We start from the raw sequence: 18,120 nt of genomic DNA on the forward strand, positions 1-18,120 counted from the left end.
CAGAAAACTGACACGCGACGAAGGAGAACACCATGCCCGCCATCGGACCCGACTTCATCTCGCTGCAGGTGCGAGACCTCGACGCCTCACAGCGGTTCTACGAGCGGTACCTCGGGCTGGTCCGCTCGCCCGCCGGCCCTCCGCACGCCGTCGTCTTCGAGGCGTCGCCGGTCGCCTTCGCGCTGCGCGACCCGCTGCCCGGCACCGACCTCGCCTCGCTGACGCAGCCGGGGATCGGGGTCGCACTCTGGCTGAAGGCGACCGACGTGCAGGCGATCCACGACGCTCTCGAGGCGGATGGCCACACCATCGTCTCCGAGCCGGTCGACGGGCCATTCGGCCGGACCTTCACGTTCGCCGACCCCGACGGCTACCACGTGACACTGCACGATCGCAGCTAGCGCCCGCGAGGACCAGAGCCGGACCGATCGCTCGACCCGGCTCTGGCACTGTTCCCCATACCCGTAGCTACGGGGAGCCCCAGAATATCGCTTCACCGGCGTGTCATCGGGTGTGGGTAGCATCCGTCCCATGAGCGATGGGGAACTGACGGTGTACCGCTCGGGAGCGCTGCATCCGTACTGGGGGAAGACCGGGCACTACACGATCGCGTCGTTCGCGTGCGAGCAGGTCCCGGAGGGTGCGCTGCGGACGCTGCTGGCGGCGAACGCCGACCGGATCAGCGTGCGCATCGGACCGCAGGGGCGGGAGGTGTCGGCCGAGCTGCGCGACGCGAACGCTCAGAAGGGATTCGTCCCGCTGGCCGACGTGCCGGACCTGATCTGGAAGAACCTGCCCTCGGCGGTGCCGGGCGGCCGCGACACCGCCTTCCGCTCCGGCCCTGAGCACCCCAACCATTACGCGGACATTGACCAGCCGCTCGTCGGCGCCACCCTGCGGGAGCGCTGCGTCGCCGATCCGGCGCAGGTCACCGTGCCGGTGTGGCAGGACTACTACACGCGGCTCGGGAAGACGGCGCCGGACGACCGCGGGCTGCTGCCGTTCCGCGTGCAGCAGTTCTTCGGCGAGCTGGTCGCCGCCGCGCGGGCGGGAGACGCGGTGCGGTTCGTCGCGGCGGCCGGACTCGTCGCCCACTACGTCGGCGACGCGTGCCAGCCGCTCCACGGGTCGTACCTGTCCGACGGGCTCCCGGACGGCACCGGCAAGGGCGTGCACTCCGCGTACGAGACGACGATGGTCGACCGCCACGAGACCGAGCTCGTCGAGGGGATCGCGGCGGCGCTCCCGAAGGCGACGTGGCCGGCGCCGCTCGGCACGGCCGCGGACGCCGCCGTCGCCGTCGTCGCGCTGATGGACCGATCGGCCCGGGCCGTCGACCCTCGCGCGCTGGTGGAGGCGTACGCCGCGGTCGCGAGCAAGCCCGACGACGCCTCTGTCGCCGTGACCGACGCGCTGTGGGGCGACTTCGGCGCGCAGACCGCGGGCCTGATGGTGGACGGCGCGGTCACCCTGGCGGGGCTGTGGCACAGCGCGTGGACTCTGGGCGGCGGGGACGACACGGTGGACGCCTCGCGTCTGGTCGCCATCGACACCGAAGACCTGCAGCACCTGTACGAGCAGCCGACCTTCGTGCCGTCCCTCACGCTGGACGAGATCGGGGCGGTGCTGGGCTGACGCCAGGAAGCGGCAGCCCGAGACGGACTGCCGCTTCCCGATATTCGCTAGGGTACGTCAGCCTGCGACCGTGAAGGTCGCGGCGAGCGACGCCTTCGACGAGTCGCCCACCGTGACGCGGTAGGTGCCCGGGGCCGTGGTCCAGGCGTTCGCCGCGGTGCTGTAGTACGACAGCGGCTTGTCGACCGAGGTCGGATCGATCGTCACCGTGACGCGCTTGCTCTCGCCGCCGCGCAGGGTCACGGGCTCGAACGACACCAGGCGGGAGCCCGGCTCACCGGTGGACGCCGGAAGAGTCAGGTACACCTGCGGCGTCGTCGTCCCGGTCGTCTTGCCGGTGTTCGTCACCGTGAACGACACCTTGAGCGACGTGTTGGCCTTGTTGATCACGGCCGGCGCGAGCTGCAGCTTGCTGTAGTCGAACGCGGTGTACGAGAGGCCGTACCCGAACGGGAACAGCGGCTCCACGCCGTTGCTCTGGTACCACTTGTAGCCGATCGCCAGGCCCTCGCTGTACTGCACCTGGCGGATGGACTTGTCTCCGGCGGGGCGTGCGACCTGCCCGTTGACGAGTCCGGGGTACTGCGCCGGGGTGTTCGTGGGCGTCTCGGCGAGCGACTTCGGGAAGGTGATCGGGAGCTTGCCGCTGAAGTTCGCGTCTCCGTAGATCAGCCGGGCCAGTGCTGTGCCGCCCTGCTCGCCCGGGTACCACGCCTGGATGACGCCCTTCACCGACGAGAGCCACGGCATGTCGGTCGCGGATCCGGTCTCGAGCACCGCCACGGTGTTCGGGTTGGCTGCGGCGACGGTCGCGATGAGAGCGTCCCCGTTGCCGTCGAGCGAGAGCGAGGTGCGGTCGGCGCCCTCGCCCTGCACGTCGTAGCCGAACACGATCGCCACATCCGCCTTCGCCGCGGCTGCGGCGGCGGCCGCCGGGTCGGAGCCGCTGTCGAACGTCACCGTCGCGCCGGCCTTCGCGGCTCGCTCGGTGATCGCATCCAGGGGCGCCACGACGTTCGGGCAGGCGGTCGCCGGTCCGAAGTTGTGGATGGCGCAGACTGTCGCAGCGCTGACGCCGTTGGTCGGGGTCTTGGACGCGGTCGGGCCGATGATCGCGATCGTCTTCGTCTTCTTCGTGAGCGGCAGGACGCTGTCGGTGTTCTGCAGCAGGACGGCGCCGCGCTCGGCGATCCGCTCGGCGACGCTCCGGTTGGCCGCGTTGGAGGCGCTGGTGCTCGGCGTGGTGGGCAGCGGGTGATCGAACAGCCCGGTCCGGATGTACGACATGACTACGCGCGACGCCGCGGCGTCCACCTGGGCGATGCTGGTCGAGCCGTTGTCGATCGCCGCCCGGATGTTGGCCGGCGTGTAGTAGATCGGGCGGTTGAGCTCCTGGTCGAGACCCGCGTTCAGCGACGGCGCGGTCGAATGGACGGACCCGAAGTCGGAGACCACGTAGCCGTCCCAGCCGCCCGCCTTCAGCAGGTTGTTCAGGATCGTGTTCTCGCACGCATACACGCCGTTCACTTGGTTGTACGAGCACATGACGCCGGCCGGATCGCTCTTCTGCACCGCGATCTGGAAGGCCAGGTCGTACACCTCGCGCAACGTGCGGCCGTCGAGGTTCGACGAGCTGGTCTGGCGGTCCAGCTCCTGCTCGTTGGCGATGTAGTGCTTCAGCACCGACATCACCGGCTCCTCCGGGTTGCCGGTCTGGATGCCGGAGGTCTGCGCCGCCGCCAGGTCGCCGCTGAGCAGCGAGTCCTCGCCGAACGAGTCGGTGATCCGACCGTCCAGCACGGTGCGTGCGGAGGTGATCTGCGGCGAGAGGAGGCCGTTGAGGCCGGAGCGGAACGCCTCGTCGCCCTGCGCCTTACCCTTCGCGTAGGCCAGGTCGGCGTCGAACGACGACGCGAGCGACAGCTGGGCCGGGAAGATCGTGACGCCGGATGCGCCACGGACGTAGTCGGGACCGTCAGAGTAGACGACCTTGGGCGTGCACGGCACCTGCGCCGGATAGGTCACGCCGTTGAACGTCGTCTGCGTCGGGTTGTTCGCCGCCTGCTCGTCCAGCCAGCGGAGCTTCTGGTCCAGCGTGCTCGCCGCGAGCAGCAGCTGGGCGCGCTTCTGGGGCGACTTCGTGGTGTCCATCCACGGGCAGCCCGCGGGCACCTTGTCGGAGCGGACCGCGGGGTAGGGGCCCGATGCGAGCGCCGGCCCGGCGGTGATCGCGCCGGCGAGCAGGCCGACCGCAGTGGCGGGAACGACCCACCGCCGGAGTCGGGTGGTGAACGGTCTGGTCATGTGAACTCCTCTTCGTCGAGAATTCCGGCCGGGCGATCCCCGTACCCGTCAGAACGATTTAAACGTTCTAATGGTGGGCGACGGTATCGCATCACTCACGCGGAACGCAAGGGTTTTTAACGTTTCAGAGTTCTCCGGGCGAACAGGCCCGGCTACCCCAGGGCGGGTGACGGGCTCAGACGGCCGACGTCGCCACCCGCTCGCGGCCCACAGTGCTCTCGCGCACGACCAGGTGGGGAGCGAGCAGCACGCGGCGATGGACATGCCCGTCCTGCTCGTCGCGTAGCTCTCCCAGCAGCAGGTCGACGGCGGCCCGGCCCATCTCCTCGCCCTGCATGGCGACGGAGGTGAGCGGGATCGCGCCGCCCCACGCGGCGGAGTTGTGGTCGCAGCCCATGACCGCCACGTCCTCGGGGACGCGGATGCCGGCACTGGTGAGCTCGTTGATGATCGCCATGGCGAGCAGGTCGGTGACGGCGAGCACCGCATCCGGTCGTTCGTCCTCCGGCATCGCGGCGAGCTGACGTCCGGCGTCGGCGCCGCCGGGCGGGTCGAGGTCGTCGGTGTCGAGCTCCACCAGCTCGACCGCCCCGCCGGCCTCCTCGACGGCACGGCGCGCGCCGCGGCGGCGGTCGTGCACCGGCTGATAGTCGTCTCGCGCGGCGACGAAGGCGATGCGCGTCCGGCCGAGGTCGATGAGGTGCTTCGCGGCGATATAGCCGGCGCGTTCGTTGTCGATCAGCACGCGGCACGAGTCCGTCAGCCGCGAATCGAAGTTCACGACCACGACCGGGCGGCCGTGCCGTCGCACGCGGGCGATCTGCTCGTCGGACTCCTGCATCGGCGCCAGCACCACACCCGACACGCGAGCGCTGTCGAAGAAGGCGAGGTGCGCGTCCTGCATCTCGAGGGAGTTGTTCGCGCTCGCGAGCTGGAGGGTGAAGAGGTTCGCCTGCGCCTGGGTCTGGGCGCCGCGCGCCACATCGACGAAGAGCGAGTTGGTGAGATCGACGACGACGAGACCGATCGTGCGCGCCTCGCCGGAGCGCAGGGCGCGGGCGGTCTGGTTGAGCGTGAAGCCGAGCTTCTCGATGGCGTCCTCGACCTTGCTGCGCGTGCTGTCCGCCACCTTCTCCGGATGGTTCAAGACGTTGGACACCGTCGCGACCGACACGCCGGCCAGCTCGGCCACATGGTGCATGTTCGGCGGCCCGGAGGCGCCGCCCCGCACGCCGGTCTTGCGCATCATGCGAACATCCTAGGCGGAAGGCAGCCTCACGGAGAGCGCGGCGGCCCGCTCACCGCCCGGCACGACCAGCACGGCGCCCGGGGGCGCCTCCACGCTCACGCCGCGAGCGTCCGCGCGGACCACGATGTCGCCCTGGGGCGCGGGGATGCGCGCCTCCGCCCACTCCAGGTCGCCCAGGTGCGGGGCGACCGAGAACCGGGTCCAGCCGTCGGCGAGGGGGCGGATGCCGAGCACCGCCTCGGGCAGCAGGGCGGCGGGGGAGGACGACCAGGCGTGGCAGAGGCTCTTGCCGAATGGCCGGCCGTACATCTCGTAGGGGGAGAGTCCGGGCCGGTCGTCAGCGAACTCCTCCCAGAAGCTGCGTGCGCCGGCGTCGATCATCCCGCCCCACAGCGCGCGGATGCGTTCGACCGCGGCGTCCTCCTCCCCGAGGGCGATGAGCGCGCGGAGCAGGAAGCCGGTCATGAACGGGGTGCCCGCCTGCGGCGTGCCCAGCAGGAGCTCTCGCCCTCCGGCGGTGAGACCGTCGTCGATGCCCGCCAGGACCGCGAGGAAGTTCGGGTACGACGACACCGGCGAGTTGCCGTCCGCGTACTCGCGCCAGGCGCCCGCCTCGGCGTCCCATGCCGTGCGCCGCAGCGAGGCGAGGACCGTCGCGGCCAGCGCGTCCCACCGCCATCCGGCGGGGTCGCCGACGGTGCGCAGCACGCTCGCGGCGGAGCTCAGCGCCCAATACCAGAGCACCTGCAGCGCGGTGGAGTCGCGGCCCGTGTCGATGTGAACGCCCCAGTCGATGAAGACGAGGCGCTGGAAGTCGTCGCCGGTCGGCGCGGGACGAAGGAAGCCGTCCGCGCCCGCGAGACCGGCCAGCCGCTCGACGAAGTCATGCACGTGGTCCGCCTCCGCTGCGAGGTAGGCGGAGGCGTCGAACGAGCGCGCGTAGAAGCCGGTCGCGATGAGCCACCAGAGCGAGTAGTCGGCGATGCCGTTCACGTAGCCCGAGGTCGGCCGGCCCAGCGCGGTGAGGCTGTCGGCGACGATCTCCCCGTCGCCGAAGGCGTAGGCGTTGGCGAGGACGTTCAGCGCCTGGTCGCCGATCCACGGCATCCGGTCGCGCTTCACTCCGTCGAGCATCAGCCCCTGCATGCAGGCGTGGAGGGTGTCGGCGCTGACCTCCCAGATCCGGGTCAGGCGTTCGTCGGAGCAGGCGAACGAGCCACGGCGGCGTACCGGACGCTGCGCGGCCTCCACGCTCACCGAGCCGAGCGGTCCGTCGCCCTCCACGCGGAGATAGCGGAAACCCAGGCGGTGCACCGTGGTCCACAGGCCGTCCGGACGACGGACGACATCGTGCCGCGTCTCGGCCAGCTCGGGATCCGCCAGTGCCTCCTCGCGCGACTCGCCGGAGGCGACCACCGGCTGCCCGGCCGCCGCGAACACCGGCCGTCCCAGCAGCGGCCCGTCCGCCTCCCAGAGTCCGTCGCGCAGTTCCAGAGGGATGCGGACGATCGGCTCGGGCTCGACGTGCGGTGCGGCGTCGCCGTGCGCCCGCAGCTCGCGGGCCGGCGTCCACTCTCCGCCGTCGAGCCGGGCCTCAACGGTGGCGGCGGGACGCTCCAGGACGAGGACGGGCGGCTCGCCGATGACGCGGAAGACCGGTCCGCCGTCGACCCGGAAGTCCGCCGCCGTCGCCATCCGCCCGGCGTTGCCCGTGTAGTCGACATGCCGGTTCGCCGCGAATCCCGCGCGTACGAGCTCGTGCAGCAGCCCGAGCTCGTACTGGCGCGGCGGGTAGTACCAGATCATGGCGTGGGGATGGGAACGGAGGCGTCGGCCGGCTCGGCGAAGCGATGACGGCCCGCGTGGACGATCTCGACCCGGCCGCTCGGCAGCACGACCTCGGCCTCGGTCCCCGTAGGCACCTCCACGGACAGGTCGAACACGTCGTCGCGCAGCGTCCACGAGACGGCAGCCCGCCCGTACGGCGTATCGAGCTCGCGGGAGGCACGCGTCATCCCGCCGCCCGGCTGCGGTGCCACCCGGATGCGGCGGAACCCGGGCGCCGCCGGCGCGAGACCTGCAACCGTGGTGTGCAGCCAATCCGCGACCGATCCGAGGGCGTAGTGATTGAACGATGTCATCTCGCCCGGATTGACCGTGCCGTCGGGAAGGAGGCTGTCCCAGCGCTCCCAGATCGTGGTCGCTCCCGAGAGCACGGTGTAGAGCCACGACGGGCACTCCCGCTCGAGCAGCAGACGGTAGGCGGTCTCGGTCTGCCCGCCCTTGCTGAGGGCGTCGGCGATGATGGGCGTGCCCGCGAAGCCGGTGCCGATGCGATACCCGTCCTCCGCAACCAGAGCGGCCAGGCGCTCGCCGGCGGCCGCCAGCTCGCCGGCGTCGAAGAGGTCGAAGGCGATGGCCAGGGCGTACGCCGTCTGCGCCTCGTTCGTGAGGGCGCCGTCCGGGCGCACGTACTCGTCGCGGAACGCGGTGCGCGCCTCGGCCGCCAGCGCCGAGTACCGGCGAGCGTCGGCCTCGTGGCCCAGCTCGGCCGCGATGAGGGACAGCACGGACGCCGACCGCGCGAAATAGGCGGAGGCCACGAGGTACTTGTCGGTCTTCGCGACCGTCGGATCCTCCGGCGGCGCGGTGGGGTCGAGCCAGTCGCCGAGCTGCATGCCGGTGTTCCAGAGACGGGTGGGGCCGGCGAGACGCTCCAGCAGGTCCACCCAGCCGCGCGCGCTGTCGTACTGGTCGGCGAGCACCCGCCGGTCGCCGTAGTGCTGGTACAGCGTCCACGGAGTGAGCACGGCCACGTCGCCCCAGACGGCGCCCGGCTGGATCGGCGTCCAGAAGTCGCCACCGGGGACGACCGGGACGTACCAGGGGATGGTGCCGTCCGGCAGTTGCTCGGCCGCGACGTCCTTCAGCCAGGAGGCGAGGAAGCCCGAGACGTCGAAGAGGCCGGCGGCGGTGGGGGCGAACACCTGGATGTCGCCGGTCCAGCCCAGTCGCTCGTCCCGCTGCGGACAGTCCGTCGGGATGTCCACGAAGTTGCTGCGCATGCTCCACACGACGTTCTCGTGCAACCGGTCGACCAGCGGATCGGAGGACGCGAAGGTGCCGGTCCGGCGCATGTCCGAGTGGTAGACCCTCCCGACGACCTCGAGGTCGCGCGGGTCGCCGGTCCAGCCGGACACCTCGGCGTACCGGAAGCCGTGGATGGTGAACCGCGGCTCCCAGTCGATGGGGCCGCCGTCGGCGACGTACTCGTCGGTCTGCGCGGCCAGCCTCAGCGGCCGGGTATAGAGCTCCCCGTCCTGCAGCACCTCGGCGTGCCGGAGCGTGAGCTGCGCGCCGGCGGGGGACGAGGCGGCCCGCAGCCGGAGTCGTCCGGCGAAGTTCTGGCCGAAGTCGAGGAGGATGCGGTCGCCGTCCAACAGGGTCGCGGTGACCGGACGCAGCTCCCCGGTGCAGCGGACCGGCGGACCGTCCGGGTTCACCAGGAGGCCGGTGTCGAGGGGGACGACCTCGACGGGCGCCCATCCCGTGTCGTCGAAGCCGGCCCGCGACCAGCCTGGCAGGTGGGCCGCGGCGTCGAAGCGCTCGCCGTCGTACAGCCCGGTGCGCTCGATCGGGGAGGAGTGCGTGCGCCAGGAGGCGTCGGTCACCACGGTGGTGACCGTGCCGTCGGCGGCGGTGAGCTCGAGCTCGGCGAAGAAGGCCGTGCGGTCGCCGTACAGTCCGCGCGTGCCGCCGTTGAAGCCGATGCGCCCGCGGTACCAGCCGTCGGCGAGCCAGGCGCCGATCGCGTTGCCGCCGGGCCGGACGAGGTCGGTGACGTCGTAGGAGACGACGCGCAGACGGTGTTCGTACGCCGTCCATCCCGGCGCCAGGGCATCGTCGCCGATGCGGCGTCCGTTGAGCTCGGCCTCGAAGACGCCGAGCGCGGTGGCGCGCATCACTGCGCGGACGGTGCCGTCCGGCAGCTCGAACTCTCGGCGGAGCAGCACGGCTCCGGCGTCGCGGTCGGCGGGCAGGGCGCCGGGACCGACGGCCTGCGCGGTCCAGCCGGCCGCGTCGAGTACGCCGGCGTCGACGAGCGCGGGCTCCGACCATCCGGAGACGACACCGCCGTCGCCGCGGACCCGGATGCGGATCTCCGCCTGCTCCCGCGAGCGCAGGGGAGCGTCCGGCCAGGGCACGTAGAGCGAGTCCGCGCTGTCGACCGGGAACACCCGCGCCTCGCCGCCGCGACGCACCTCGACGTCGTAGCCGGTCTGGGTCCACTCCGGGTCGTCGGCGCGCGTGCGCCAGCTGAGGCGCGGTTCGGCGGTGCCGATCCCGAGCGCCGGTCCGCTGTCGCGGCGCTCGAAGCGCGGCTGTTCGACGGCGACGGTCATGTACTCCTCCTCGAGTGGATGCAGGTCCCCGGCCGGATGTGGGACCCGGCCGATTCCTCGAAGGCTACCGCGAAAAGTTAGAACGTTTCAAGGCGGCGAGCGAGCGACCATCCCCAAGCAGGATAACGACTTCGCCACGAGTGTTGACAGTCTGCGGAGGCGTATGCTTTCATACCGCTTGAAACGTTCTAATCACGTTCGCGACTTCGGACGCGACCCTTTTCAAGGAGGAAAAGTGATCACAGCACACCGACGCTCACGGCGGCTCGCCGTCATCGGCGCCGTCATCGCCGCCGGAGCGCTCGCTCTGACCGGGTGCTCGGGGAGCGGCGGGGGCGGTGGCAGCAGCAGCGGCAATTTCACGACGCTCGGCCTTACCAGCAACTCCACCCCGAACGACACCCTCAAGGCTCTCTCCACCGCCGGCTGCCAGGCCGCGCAGAAGTCGAACGCCATCAAGACCGACGCGGACGAGCAGACCCAGCACGACCAGAAGCTTCAGCTGCTGGCCGGTCAGAACGCGCTCCCCAGCATCTTCGTCAGCCCGAACACCCCCGACCTCGCGAAGCAGTTCATCAAAGGCGGCAAGCTCGTCGACATCAGCGCCGAGCTGAAGAAGGACGGCCTCGAGGACCAGCTGCTCCCGGTGGCCAAGTCCACCATCTCCAAGCTTTACGGCCAGGACGACGCCTACGCGCTGCCCAACGAGCTCAACATCGAGGGCATCTGGTACAACAAGAAGATCTTCAGCGACAACGGCATCGAGGTTCCCGGCACCTGGGACGAGCTGACCGCCGCGGCCGAGAAGCTGCAGTCGAAGGGCATCCAGCCGTTCGCCGGCGACGGCAAGGACGGCTGGCCGATCACGCGCTTCGTCGGCGCCTACATCTTCCGTGACCTCGGACCGGACGCCCTGCAGGATGTCGCGGACGGCAAGGCCAAGCTCACCGACTCGAAGTACGTGAAGGCCGCCGACGAGGTGTCCAAGCTGGGCAAGGCCGGCGCGTTCGGCCAGGGCGTCGCATCCACCGACTACAACGGAGCGACCAACCAGTTCCTCAGCGGCCAGGCCGGCATGTTCTACATGGGCTCATGGATCCTCTCCAACTTCAACGACGCCTCCCAGAACAAGATCGGCGCCGACAACATCGGCTTCATGCCCTTCCCCGAGGTCTCCGGCGGCAAGGGCAGCATCGACCAGACGCCGGCGAACGTCGGCCAGCCGCTCATGATGAGCAAGGCGGCCTACAGCAAGGGCGGCGCCGCCTGGCTCAAGTGCATCGCGCAGGGCTATGGCGACGAGGTGCTCAAGAAGAGCGGCGTGATCTCCGGCTTCAAGCTGAGCTCGACGCCGAGCGACCTGCCGGCGCTGACCAAGACCGTGCAGGACCAGATCACCAGCTCGAAGTCGTCGGTGCTGTGGTTCGAGGCGCTGTTCAACTCCAAGGCGACCACCGCCAGCCAGTCCAACGGCGGCTCCCTCGGCAACGGCTCCCTCTCCGGCGCGGACTTCATGCAGCAGGTCCAGTCGGCGCTCGGCCAGTAATGTGCAACGCGGGGTGCGGCGCGCGAATCGCCGCACCCCGCGTCTATCAGAAAGCAATCGCACCATGAACTCTGTGCTCGGGAGTCGGCGCACCGCCCTCCTCCTGGTCGGCCCGGCGCTGCTGGTCTACACGGCCATCACGCTCATCCCGATCCTCTGGTCGTTCGGCTACACCTTCTTCTCGGGCGGACTCATCTCGGGGTTCACCTTCGCCGGGTTGAAGAACTTCCAGACGTTCTTCACGGATCCGAACGCGTGGAACGCCCTGGGCTTCACCCTCAGGTACGCGATCGTCGTCACGGTCGGCCAGGTAGCCGTCGGCTACCTGCTCGCGCTGCTGTACGTCTTCTTCCTCCGGCGGGCGTCGAGCTTCGTCCGCACGGTCGTGTTCTTCCCGGTGGTGCTCCCCACAGTGGCCGTCTCCCTGCTGTTCCAGCGGATGTTCCAGCTGACACCCCAGCCAGGCCCGGCCAATGCGCTGATCCAGGCCTTCGGTGGCACGGGGACGGACTTCCTCGGCCACGCGGACAGCGCCTTCTGGGTGCTGATCATCATGGACATCTGGCGGTCGATGGGCTTCTACGCCGTGCTGCTGTTCGCCGGCCTGGTCGACATCCCGGATGAGATCATCGAGTCGGCCCGGCTCGACGGCGCGGGCGGCTGGTCGCTCGTGCGACGCATCATCCTCCCGCTCTCCGCGCCGGTCCTGCTGTCGAGCATCATCTTCAGCATCAACGGGACGCTGAAAGTGTTCGACTCGGTCGTCGCCCTGACGAACGGCGGCCCCGGCAACGCGACCACTCCACTCACGCTGTACATGTTCCAGACCGCCTTCACGTACGGCGACTACGGGTACGGCTCGACCATCGCCCTGATGCTGACCATCCTGTGCCTCATCGTCACCGTCTTCATCTTCCGCGGCTCCCGGCGCGACCTCACGAAAGCCTGAACCATGACCGCTGTCACCGACGACCTCGACCGCGACGTCTCCTTCAAGCACCCCGCCGAGGAGCGCAAGCCCGGCGCCGGTCGGTTCCTCCGCCGGCTGCCTATGAACATCGTGATCATGCTGTTGCTGATCATCGAGATCTATCCACTGATCTGGATCTTCCTCGGCTCGTTCAAGACGCAGGACGAGTTCCTCAACGACCCGTTCTGGACCCTCCCTAACAGCTGGGATGTCGGCAACTACGTGAGCGCGTTCACGACCGGCAACCTCGGCCGCTACATCCTGAACAGCATCCTCACCGTGTTCCCGGCGCTGTTCATCACTCTGGCGATCGGCGTGGCAGCGGCGTTCGCGCTCGAAGTCCTGGTGTGGAAGGGACGCGGCACGATCCTGCTGCTGTTCCTGGCGGGAATCATGGTGCCGGGCCAGATGGTGCTGCTGCCGCTGTTCTCGATCTACTTCAACCTCGGACTGACCGGCAGCCTGTGGCCGCTGATCATCACGTACACCGCCTCCGGGCTGCCGCTCACGGTGTTCATGGTCGCGACGTACTTCCGTGCCGTACCGCGTGAGATGTTCGAGGCGGCGACGCTCGACGGCGCCGGGGTCATCCGTCAGTTCTGGTCGATCGGCGTGCCGGTGGTGCGCAACGCGATCTTCACGGTCGGGCTGGTGCAGTTCTTCTTCCTCTGGAACGACCTGCTCATCGCGCTGACGTTCACCAACAGCGAGGACCTGCGCACCATCCAGGTGGGGCTGCTCAACTTCACCGGCCAGTACGGCCAGATCCAGTACGGGCCGCTCTTCGCCGCGATCTGCGTCAGCATCTTCGGGACGCTGCTGCTCTACCTGTTCCTCAATCAGCGGGTCATGAAGGGACTCGCGGCGGGGTCGGTCAAGGGCTGACACGGGAGGGGGGCCGTACGACCCGGGTATGGCACCGGGCCGCCTCCCCGGAGTATCGTCCCCGCCCGATGGTGCATACGATCCTGATCCTCCTGCACGCGGGGCTGGCCGTCGCCTCGTTCGTGCTCGGGTGCCTTCTCCTCGCCGCCCTGCCGGAGTCGGAGCGCTCGGCGCGGTTCGCCGCCTTCTGCTGGTGCACGCTCGCGGCGATGGTGTGTCTGATCGCCGTGGTGCTGCTCGACTGGCCGGGTCTGCCCACCACGAAGCGCATCGCCTTCGCGATCCTGGCCGTGCTCGCTGTCTACCTGATGGTCCGGACGGTGCAGGCGTGGCGCACGCTGATCCGGAAGCCGGCCCGGTGGCGGAAGTCGTTCATCGGCCATGTCGGCTTCGTGATGATCTCACTGTTCGACGGCTTCTGCATCGTCGCGGCCATCGACCTCGGGATGCCGCCCCCGGTGACGATCACAGTCGCCGTACTCGGCGTCGTGGTCGGCGTCCTGATCCTGCGGGCACTGGTGCGACGGGACGTGGCCCGGCATCCCGCTCAGGCATCCTGAGCGGAGCGGCGGGCGTAATGGCGGCGGGCCTTCATCCGGTTGCCGCACGTCGCCATGGAGCACCAGCGTGCGGTGTTGGGCTTGCTGTGGTCGATCAGGAACTTGGTGCACTCCGGGTTCGCGCACGGTCGCAGCCGACCGGGCGACTCCTCCTGGAGTCGCGCCCACTCGAGCACCAGGCCGGAGTACTCCGCGCCGTCGGCCGGCGACTCGAGCTCCCATTCGATCCCGTCGGGAGTCAGCGTCGGGCGCTGCTTCACGCCTCTCAGGTACGGCGCGAGGGTGGTGGCGTCCGCGTCGCCGCGGATCACGGCCTGCAGGCGATCGCGCACGCGGACCATCCGCGGGTCGTCGAGGGTCTCGACCACACGGCCCTCGATCATCGGCGCACTGTTCAGCATCGCCAGCAGGCGCTCCTCGCTCTCGATCACCTAACCACTATAACAGACTTGACAGGTTAGGCACGACACGCTACGCTCCTGCTCCTACGAAAGGAACCATTCCTGTGAGCATCGCTCTCATCGTCGGACACCCCGACCTCACCGTCTCGCGCGTCAGCGCCGCTCTCGTCGAGGAGGCGCAGCGCGTCCCCGGTGTCGACATCCGCATCCTCACCGAGCTCTATCCGGACGGCGGACCCGATGTGGCCGCCGAGCAGTCCGCCCTCACCGCGGCCGACGACATCGTGCTGCTCTATCCGACCTACTGGTACTCGACGCCGGCGCCGCTGAAGCGCTGGCTCGACGAGGTGCTCGTGCGCGGGTGGGCCTACGGGACCGGAGGCGCGGGGGCACTCGCTGGAAAGACTCTCCGTGTGGTCACCACCACCGGCGGGGCCGAGGCGGCTTACCGGACCGGCGAACTCCACAGCTTCGAATACGACGCGATCTTGGCGCCGCTGAAGGCGACCGCGCACCGGCTGGGCATGCACTGGCGGCCGCCGCTCGTCGTCCACGGCGTGCGCGACCTCGACGACGAGGAGCTCCGTGAGCTGGCAGGCGCGTTCGGCGAGCTGCTGGGCGCGCCGACCCTGAGGGAGGTGGCGTGATGACCGTAGGCGCACGCACCGCCAAGCGCATACCGCTCAACACCCTGGCCATCGCGTTCGGGCTGGCGGGCCTCGCGGCGGTGTGGACGACCGCCGGGCGACTGCTCGGCGTGACCGACGTCGTCGGCCAGGTGCTGTGGGGCGTCGTGGTGGTCGCCTGGGCCTGGCTGATCGTCGCGCACCTGCGGCGGGGTGCCAAGAGCTCCGAGTCGTTGGCCTCGCAGCTACGGCATCCCGCGCAGGGACCGATCGCCGCGCTCGTCCCGGTCGTCGGGATGCTGATCGGGGCCGACCTCTACCGTTTCGTGCCGTGGGCAGGCGCGGTGCTCGTCATCGCATCCCTCGTCGTCGCAGCTGTGTTCGCCGGGTGGATCCTGGCGTTCTGGCACGCGGGAAGCCTTCCGCCCGAGGCGTTTCACGGCGGCTACCTGCTGCCGACGGTCGCCGCGGGCCTCATCGCAGCGACCACGTCGTTCAAGATCGGGCTGCCGGGGCTCGCGATCGGCGCTTTCGCGGTCGGCGTCTTCTTCTGGGTCGTCATCTCGACCGTCCTGCTGGCGCGACTCGCGTTCTTCCCGCCGCTGCCTGCCGCTCTCACCCCGACCTGCGCGATCCTGCTGGCACCGCCGGCGGTCGCCGGAACCGCCTGGTTCACGATCAACGGCGAGCGCGCCGACCTCGTGTCGACCGCACTGCTCGGCCTTCTCGTGCTCATGGCGCTGCAGCAGTTAGCCCTCATCCCGCGCTACCGGGCCCTGCCGTTCTCACTCGGCTTCTGGTCGTTCACGTTCCCTCTCGCGGCCGCGGGAGGCTACGGGATGCAGTGGCTGGCGGTCGTGGGCTTCCCCGGCTGGCAGATCGTCGCGTGGCTGCTCGTGGTGCTGGTCACGGTGGTCATCCTCCTCGTCGCGGGTCGTTCCCTGGTGCTGGTCAGCTCCGTCCGCCTCGGAGCCCGGCGCGCCGAGAACGTGCTGCGCCGAGCCGACGACGCGGTCGAGTCCCGCTGATCCGGACGGACGACGACGGCGGATGCCGCGCTCGCGCAGCATCCGCCGTCATCACCCCCAGGATTACTTGAAGGCGTCCTTGACGTCCTCGCCGAGGTTCTTGGCCTTCGCGGCCGTCTGGTCGGCCTTGCCCTCGGCGACCTTCGCGTCGTCGCCGGTCAGCTTGCCGATGGCCTCCTCGGCCTTGCCCTTCAGGTTCTGGGCGGCGTTCTTGATCTTGTCGTCAGCGCTCATGGCTGTCTCCTTCCAGTTGTGGTGCGGGTGTTACCGGGGATCACGAGGACCGGACGGTGCTCGTGGACGTGTCGACGCGGACGGCCGGCGCCAGGCGGGCCCGGAAGCCGCCGACCAGTTGCGCGAACACGGGAACGGGGGCGCCCAGTGCCTCCTGCATCCGGACGACGGCGTCGTCCAGCGCGTCGGCGACGATCCGGGCCGAGGCGCCGCGGCGGCAGCGGACGGTGACCTTCAACACCGGCTGCGCGCGGACGCGGTACGCGCTCACGCTCACGCCCGCGACGCCGGGAACGCCCGACAGGCGGTCGTCGAGCAGGGCGGACGGGACGGCGGCGTCGACCTCGATGGAGCCGTCGTCGCCGTGGAGCGTGAGGACGGTCGACGTTCCGCCGCGGCCCTGGCGCAGGATGAACGCGACCAGCAGCAGGACGAACACCAGCGCCAGCGCGAGGCCGATCGCCGCGGCGAGGCTGACGGTCGTCCCGGCCCAGAGCGGCGTCCCGAACAGCGTGTCCGCGGTGCGGACGATCTCACGTCCGGCGGTCATCCATCCGGCGGTCAAGCCGGGCACGACGAGCAGCGCGACGGCGGCCGCCGATGCGGCGAGGCCGGCGAGACCCACGATGGCCAGCAGGATGCGGTTCAGCGCACGATTGCTGTTGTTCACGATCCGACCCTTCCTGTCGCTGCGATGAGCACGGAGACCTTCGGGGGACGCCCGGCGCCCGACTCGGCGAACTCCTCGCCGACCGCACGGCGGACCTCGTCGCGGTCGATCCGCATCCCGGAGACCGGGACCAGGCGGACGACGGCGCTGCGCCGGCCGAGCGAGACGTTGACGGCGTCGGGGGAGACGCGGGCGGTGCGGGCGGCGCGACGGGCCAGCCCGGACGCGAGCATCTCGTCGTCCGCGACCACCGCGACCGTCGCGGCCTCCAGGCGGCGCCGGGGCCGGCGGCCGGGCAGGATGGCGAGCGCCACCAGCCAGAGGCCGACCAGCCCCGACGCCAGCGCCGCGACGATCAGCACCGGGGCCCCGGCGGAGGGGGTGGCCGGAACGGCCTCGGCGATCGTGCGCGGCGCGACCAGCAGCGGGCGCAGGCCCAGCAGCTGGAGCACGGATTCCGTGGCCAGGTACACCGTGGCCACGATGAGGAGGAGCGCGACGACGACCGCGGCCGTCGTGCGCGGCGAATGCGTCTCGCGTCGCACGATGCGCGCTTCGAGCTGGTTCATCGGACCCTCCTCTCTCTGATGTCTGCGGTGGTGGCGCGGATGTCGACACTCGCCACCTCCAGGCCGGTGAGCTCGCCGAGACGCGCCCGGATGAGCCCGCCGGCCTCGGTGAGGGCGGCGGTGACGGGCATCCGGTCGCCGCCGCCCTCGGCGAGAGACGGGAGGGGGACGGGCGACGCGACCCGCACCGCGAGCGCGCCCCGCGCATCCCGGACCCGGACCCGGACCTCGCGGAGCGCGACGCCGAGCTCGTCGGCGGCGACCGCCCGGGCGAGATGCTCGAGCGCCACCGCCGCGAAGCGGTCCCGCCCGGCCGTCATGACGACGAACGCCGTCCGCGCAGGGCGTCGGCGACGCGGGCGAGGTCGAGGTCGCCGCCGAGCAGGCGTGCGACCAGGTACCCGATCAGCATCGCCACGGCCGTGCCGACGAAGACCCAGAAGCCGAAGGCGGCCCAGACGACGGCGAGGGCGCCGCCGATCAGGACGCCGAACATGGACCGGGTCACTGGACTCGCGCCTCCTGCTCGTCGTCGTCGCCGGGGACGTGGACGTCGTTCACGGTCACGTTGACCTCGGTGACCTCGAGGCCGACGATGCGCTCGATCGCCTGAACGATGGCGGCGCGGACGTCGGAGGCGACCTTCTGCAGGGCGACCGGGTACTCCGCGACGATCGTCACGTCGGCGGCCACCTGCTTCTCGCCGACCTCGACGCTGATGCCCTGACCGAGGTCGGTGGCGTTCATCGCGTCGCGGAGGGCGCCGAGCGCCCGGGCTGCTCCGCCACCCAGCGCGTGGACGCCGGGGACCTCGCGGGCTGCGATGCCGGCGACCTTGGCGACGACGGCGTCGTTGATGACCGTCTTGCCGAGGACCGCGTCGGTGGTCGGGGTGGTGGTGCCGGTGGTCGTGGTGGCCATGTCGTTTCCTTCCGTTCGGTGACTTACGGCTCTATGACGAGCCGGGGCGCCGGTTCGTCACGCCCCTCACCTGTGAGATCACTCAAAAACCTAGATCGGCTAGTTACTAACCGTTCTAA

Annotated in this window: 19 protein-coding genes; 8 read left to right on the forward strand and 11 right to left on the reverse strand. The window is 70.2% G+C overall.

Annotation, left to right across the window (positions count from 1 at the left end; translation table 11 throughout):
- The first annotated feature begins 32 nt into the window (after positions 1 to 32).
- Complete coding sequence (locus tag A0130_13940; protein ANF32623.1) at positions 33 to 401, forward strand: glyoxalase; 369 nt, start codon at positions 33 to 35, stop codon at positions 399 to 401.
- A 112-nt stretch (positions 402 to 513) separates the two neighbouring features.
- Complete coding sequence (locus A0130_13945; GenBank protein ANF32624.1) at positions 514 to 1,635, forward strand: hypothetical protein; 1,122 nt, start codon at positions 514 to 516, stop codon at positions 1,633 to 1,635.
- A 57-nt stretch (positions 1,636 to 1,692) separates the two neighbouring features.
- Here A0130_13945 and A0130_13950 read toward each other — a convergent pair whose 3' ends face one another.
- The 4 genes from A0130_13950 to A0130_13965 form a co-directional block, all read right to left on the reverse strand.
- Positions 1,693 to 3,864: a glycosyl hydrolase gene (locus tag A0130_13950; GenBank protein ID ANF33456.1), complete on the reverse strand. Its 2,172-nt coding sequence runs from the start codon at positions 3,862 to 3,864 to the stop codon at positions 1,693 to 1,695.
- Positions 3,865 to 4,114: 250 nt separating this feature from the next.
- A complete protein-coding gene (locus A0130_13955; GenBank protein ANF33457.1) occupies positions 4,115 to 5,140 on the reverse strand; it encodes a hypothetical protein in 1,026 nt (341 codons plus the stop codon).
- A 57-nt stretch (positions 5,141 to 5,197) separates the two neighbouring features.
- Positions 5,198 to 6,994, reverse strand: coding sequence for a hypothetical protein (locus A0130_13960; protein ID ANF32625.1), 1,797 nt, complete (start codon positions 6,992 to 6,994; stop codon positions 5,198 to 5,200).
- Positions 6,991 to 9,591 (reverse strand): alpha-L-rhamnosidase, encoded by a 2,601-nt coding sequence (locus A0130_13965; protein ANF32626.1) that lies wholly within the window; start codon positions 9,589 to 9,591, stop codon positions 6,991 to 6,993. The genes A0130_13960 and A0130_13965 overlap by 4 nt, the downstream gene beginning before the upstream one ends.
- A 238-nt stretch (positions 9,592 to 9,829) precedes the next feature.
- Between A0130_13965 and A0130_13970 the strand changes: the two genes are divergently transcribed.
- The 4 genes from A0130_13970 (at position 9,830) to A0130_13985 (ending at position 13,552) form a co-directional block, all read left to right on the forward strand.
- Entirely contained in the window at positions 9,830 to 11,137 is a 1,308-nt protein-coding gene (locus tag A0130_13970) for an ABC transporter substrate-binding protein (GenBank protein ID ANF33458.1), read from the forward strand.
- Positions 11,138 to 11,201: 64 nt separating this feature from the next.
- The gene (locus A0130_13975) at positions 11,202 to 12,086 is read left to right on the forward strand and encodes an ABC transporter permease (GenBank protein ANF32627.1); all 885 of its coding nucleotides are present in this window, start codon (positions 11,202 to 11,204) and stop codon (positions 12,084 to 12,086) included.
- 3 nt (positions 12,087 to 12,089) lie between these two features.
- Positions 12,090 to 12,992, forward strand: coding sequence for an ABC transporter permease (locus A0130_13980; protein ID ANF32628.1), 903 nt, complete (start codon positions 12,090 to 12,092; stop codon positions 12,990 to 12,992).
- A 68-nt stretch (positions 12,993 to 13,060) separates the two neighbouring features.
- A complete protein-coding gene (locus A0130_13985) occupies positions 13,061 to 13,552 on the forward strand; it encodes a hypothetical protein (GenBank protein ANF32629.1) in 492 nt (163 codons plus the stop codon).
- Here A0130_13985 and A0130_13990 read toward each other — a convergent pair.
- Positions 13,540 to 13,953, reverse strand: coding sequence for a hypothetical protein (locus A0130_13990; GenBank protein ANF33459.1), 414 nt, complete (start codon positions 13,951 to 13,953; stop codon positions 13,540 to 13,542). The genes A0130_13985 and A0130_13990 overlap by 13 nt on opposite strands.
- Positions 13,954 to 14,057: 104 nt before the next feature.
- Here A0130_13990 and A0130_13995 point away from each other — a divergent pair, with 104 nt between their 5' ends.
- Both A0130_13995 and A0130_14000 read left to right on the forward strand, forming a co-directional pair.
- The gene (locus tag A0130_13995) at positions 14,058 to 14,600 is read left to right on the forward strand and encodes a hypothetical protein (protein ID ANF32630.1); all 543 of its coding nucleotides are present in this window, start codon (positions 14,058 to 14,060) and stop codon (positions 14,598 to 14,600) included.
- Positions 14,600 to 15,607, forward strand: coding sequence for a hypothetical protein (locus tag A0130_14000; protein ANF32631.1), 1,008 nt, complete (start codon positions 14,600 to 14,602; stop codon positions 15,605 to 15,607). Before A0130_13995 ends, A0130_14000 begins: the two co-directional genes overlap by 1 nt.
- A gap of 63 nt (positions 15,608 to 15,670) precedes the next feature.
- Here the strand turns inward: A0130_14000 and A0130_14005 are convergent, their stop codons facing one another.
- From A0130_14005 to A0130_14030, 6 genes are read right to left on the reverse strand one after another with little or no spacing between them, the layout of a single operon-like run.
- Positions 15,671 to 15,841 carry a general stress protein CsbD gene (locus tag A0130_14005; protein ID ANF32632.1) on the reverse strand — a complete coding sequence of 57 codons (171 nt, stop codon included), beginning with the start codon at positions 15,839 to 15,841 and terminating at the stop codon, positions 15,671 to 15,673.
- A 40-nt stretch (positions 15,842 to 15,881) separates the two neighbouring features.
- Complete coding sequence (locus A0130_14010) at positions 15,882 to 16,511, reverse strand: hypothetical protein (protein ANF32633.1); 630 nt, start codon at positions 16,509 to 16,511, stop codon at positions 15,882 to 15,884.
- Complete coding sequence (locus A0130_14015) at positions 16,508 to 17,080, reverse strand: hypothetical protein (GenBank protein ID ANF32634.1); 573 nt, start codon at positions 17,078 to 17,080, stop codon at positions 16,508 to 16,510. Before A0130_14015 ends, A0130_14010 begins: the two co-directional genes overlap by 4 nt.
- On the reverse strand, positions 17,077 to 17,400 hold the full coding sequence (locus A0130_14020; protein ANF32635.1) for a hypothetical protein: 324 nt from the start codon (positions 17,398 to 17,400) through the stop codon (positions 17,077 to 17,079). Before A0130_14020 ends, A0130_14015 begins: the two co-directional genes overlap by 4 nt.
- Positions 17,397 to 17,588 (reverse strand): hypothetical protein, encoded by a 192-nt coding sequence (locus A0130_14025; GenBank protein ID ANF32636.1) that lies wholly within the window; start codon positions 17,586 to 17,588, stop codon positions 17,397 to 17,399. The genes A0130_14020 and A0130_14025 overlap by 4 nt, the downstream gene beginning before the upstream one ends.
- The gene (locus A0130_14030; GenBank protein ANF32637.1) at positions 17,585 to 18,001 is read right to left on the reverse strand and encodes an alkaline-shock protein; all 417 of its coding nucleotides are present in this window, start codon (positions 17,999 to 18,001) and stop codon (positions 17,585 to 17,587) included. Before A0130_14030 ends, A0130_14025 begins: the two co-directional genes overlap by 4 nt.
- Between the last annotated feature and the right edge of the window lie 119 nt (positions 18,002 to 18,120).

The sequence above is a fragment of the Leifsonia xyli genome (assembly GCA_001647635.1).
Classification (GTDB): domain Bacteria; phylum Actinomycetota; class Actinomycetes; order Actinomycetales; family Microbacteriaceae; genus Leifsonia; species Leifsonia xyli_A.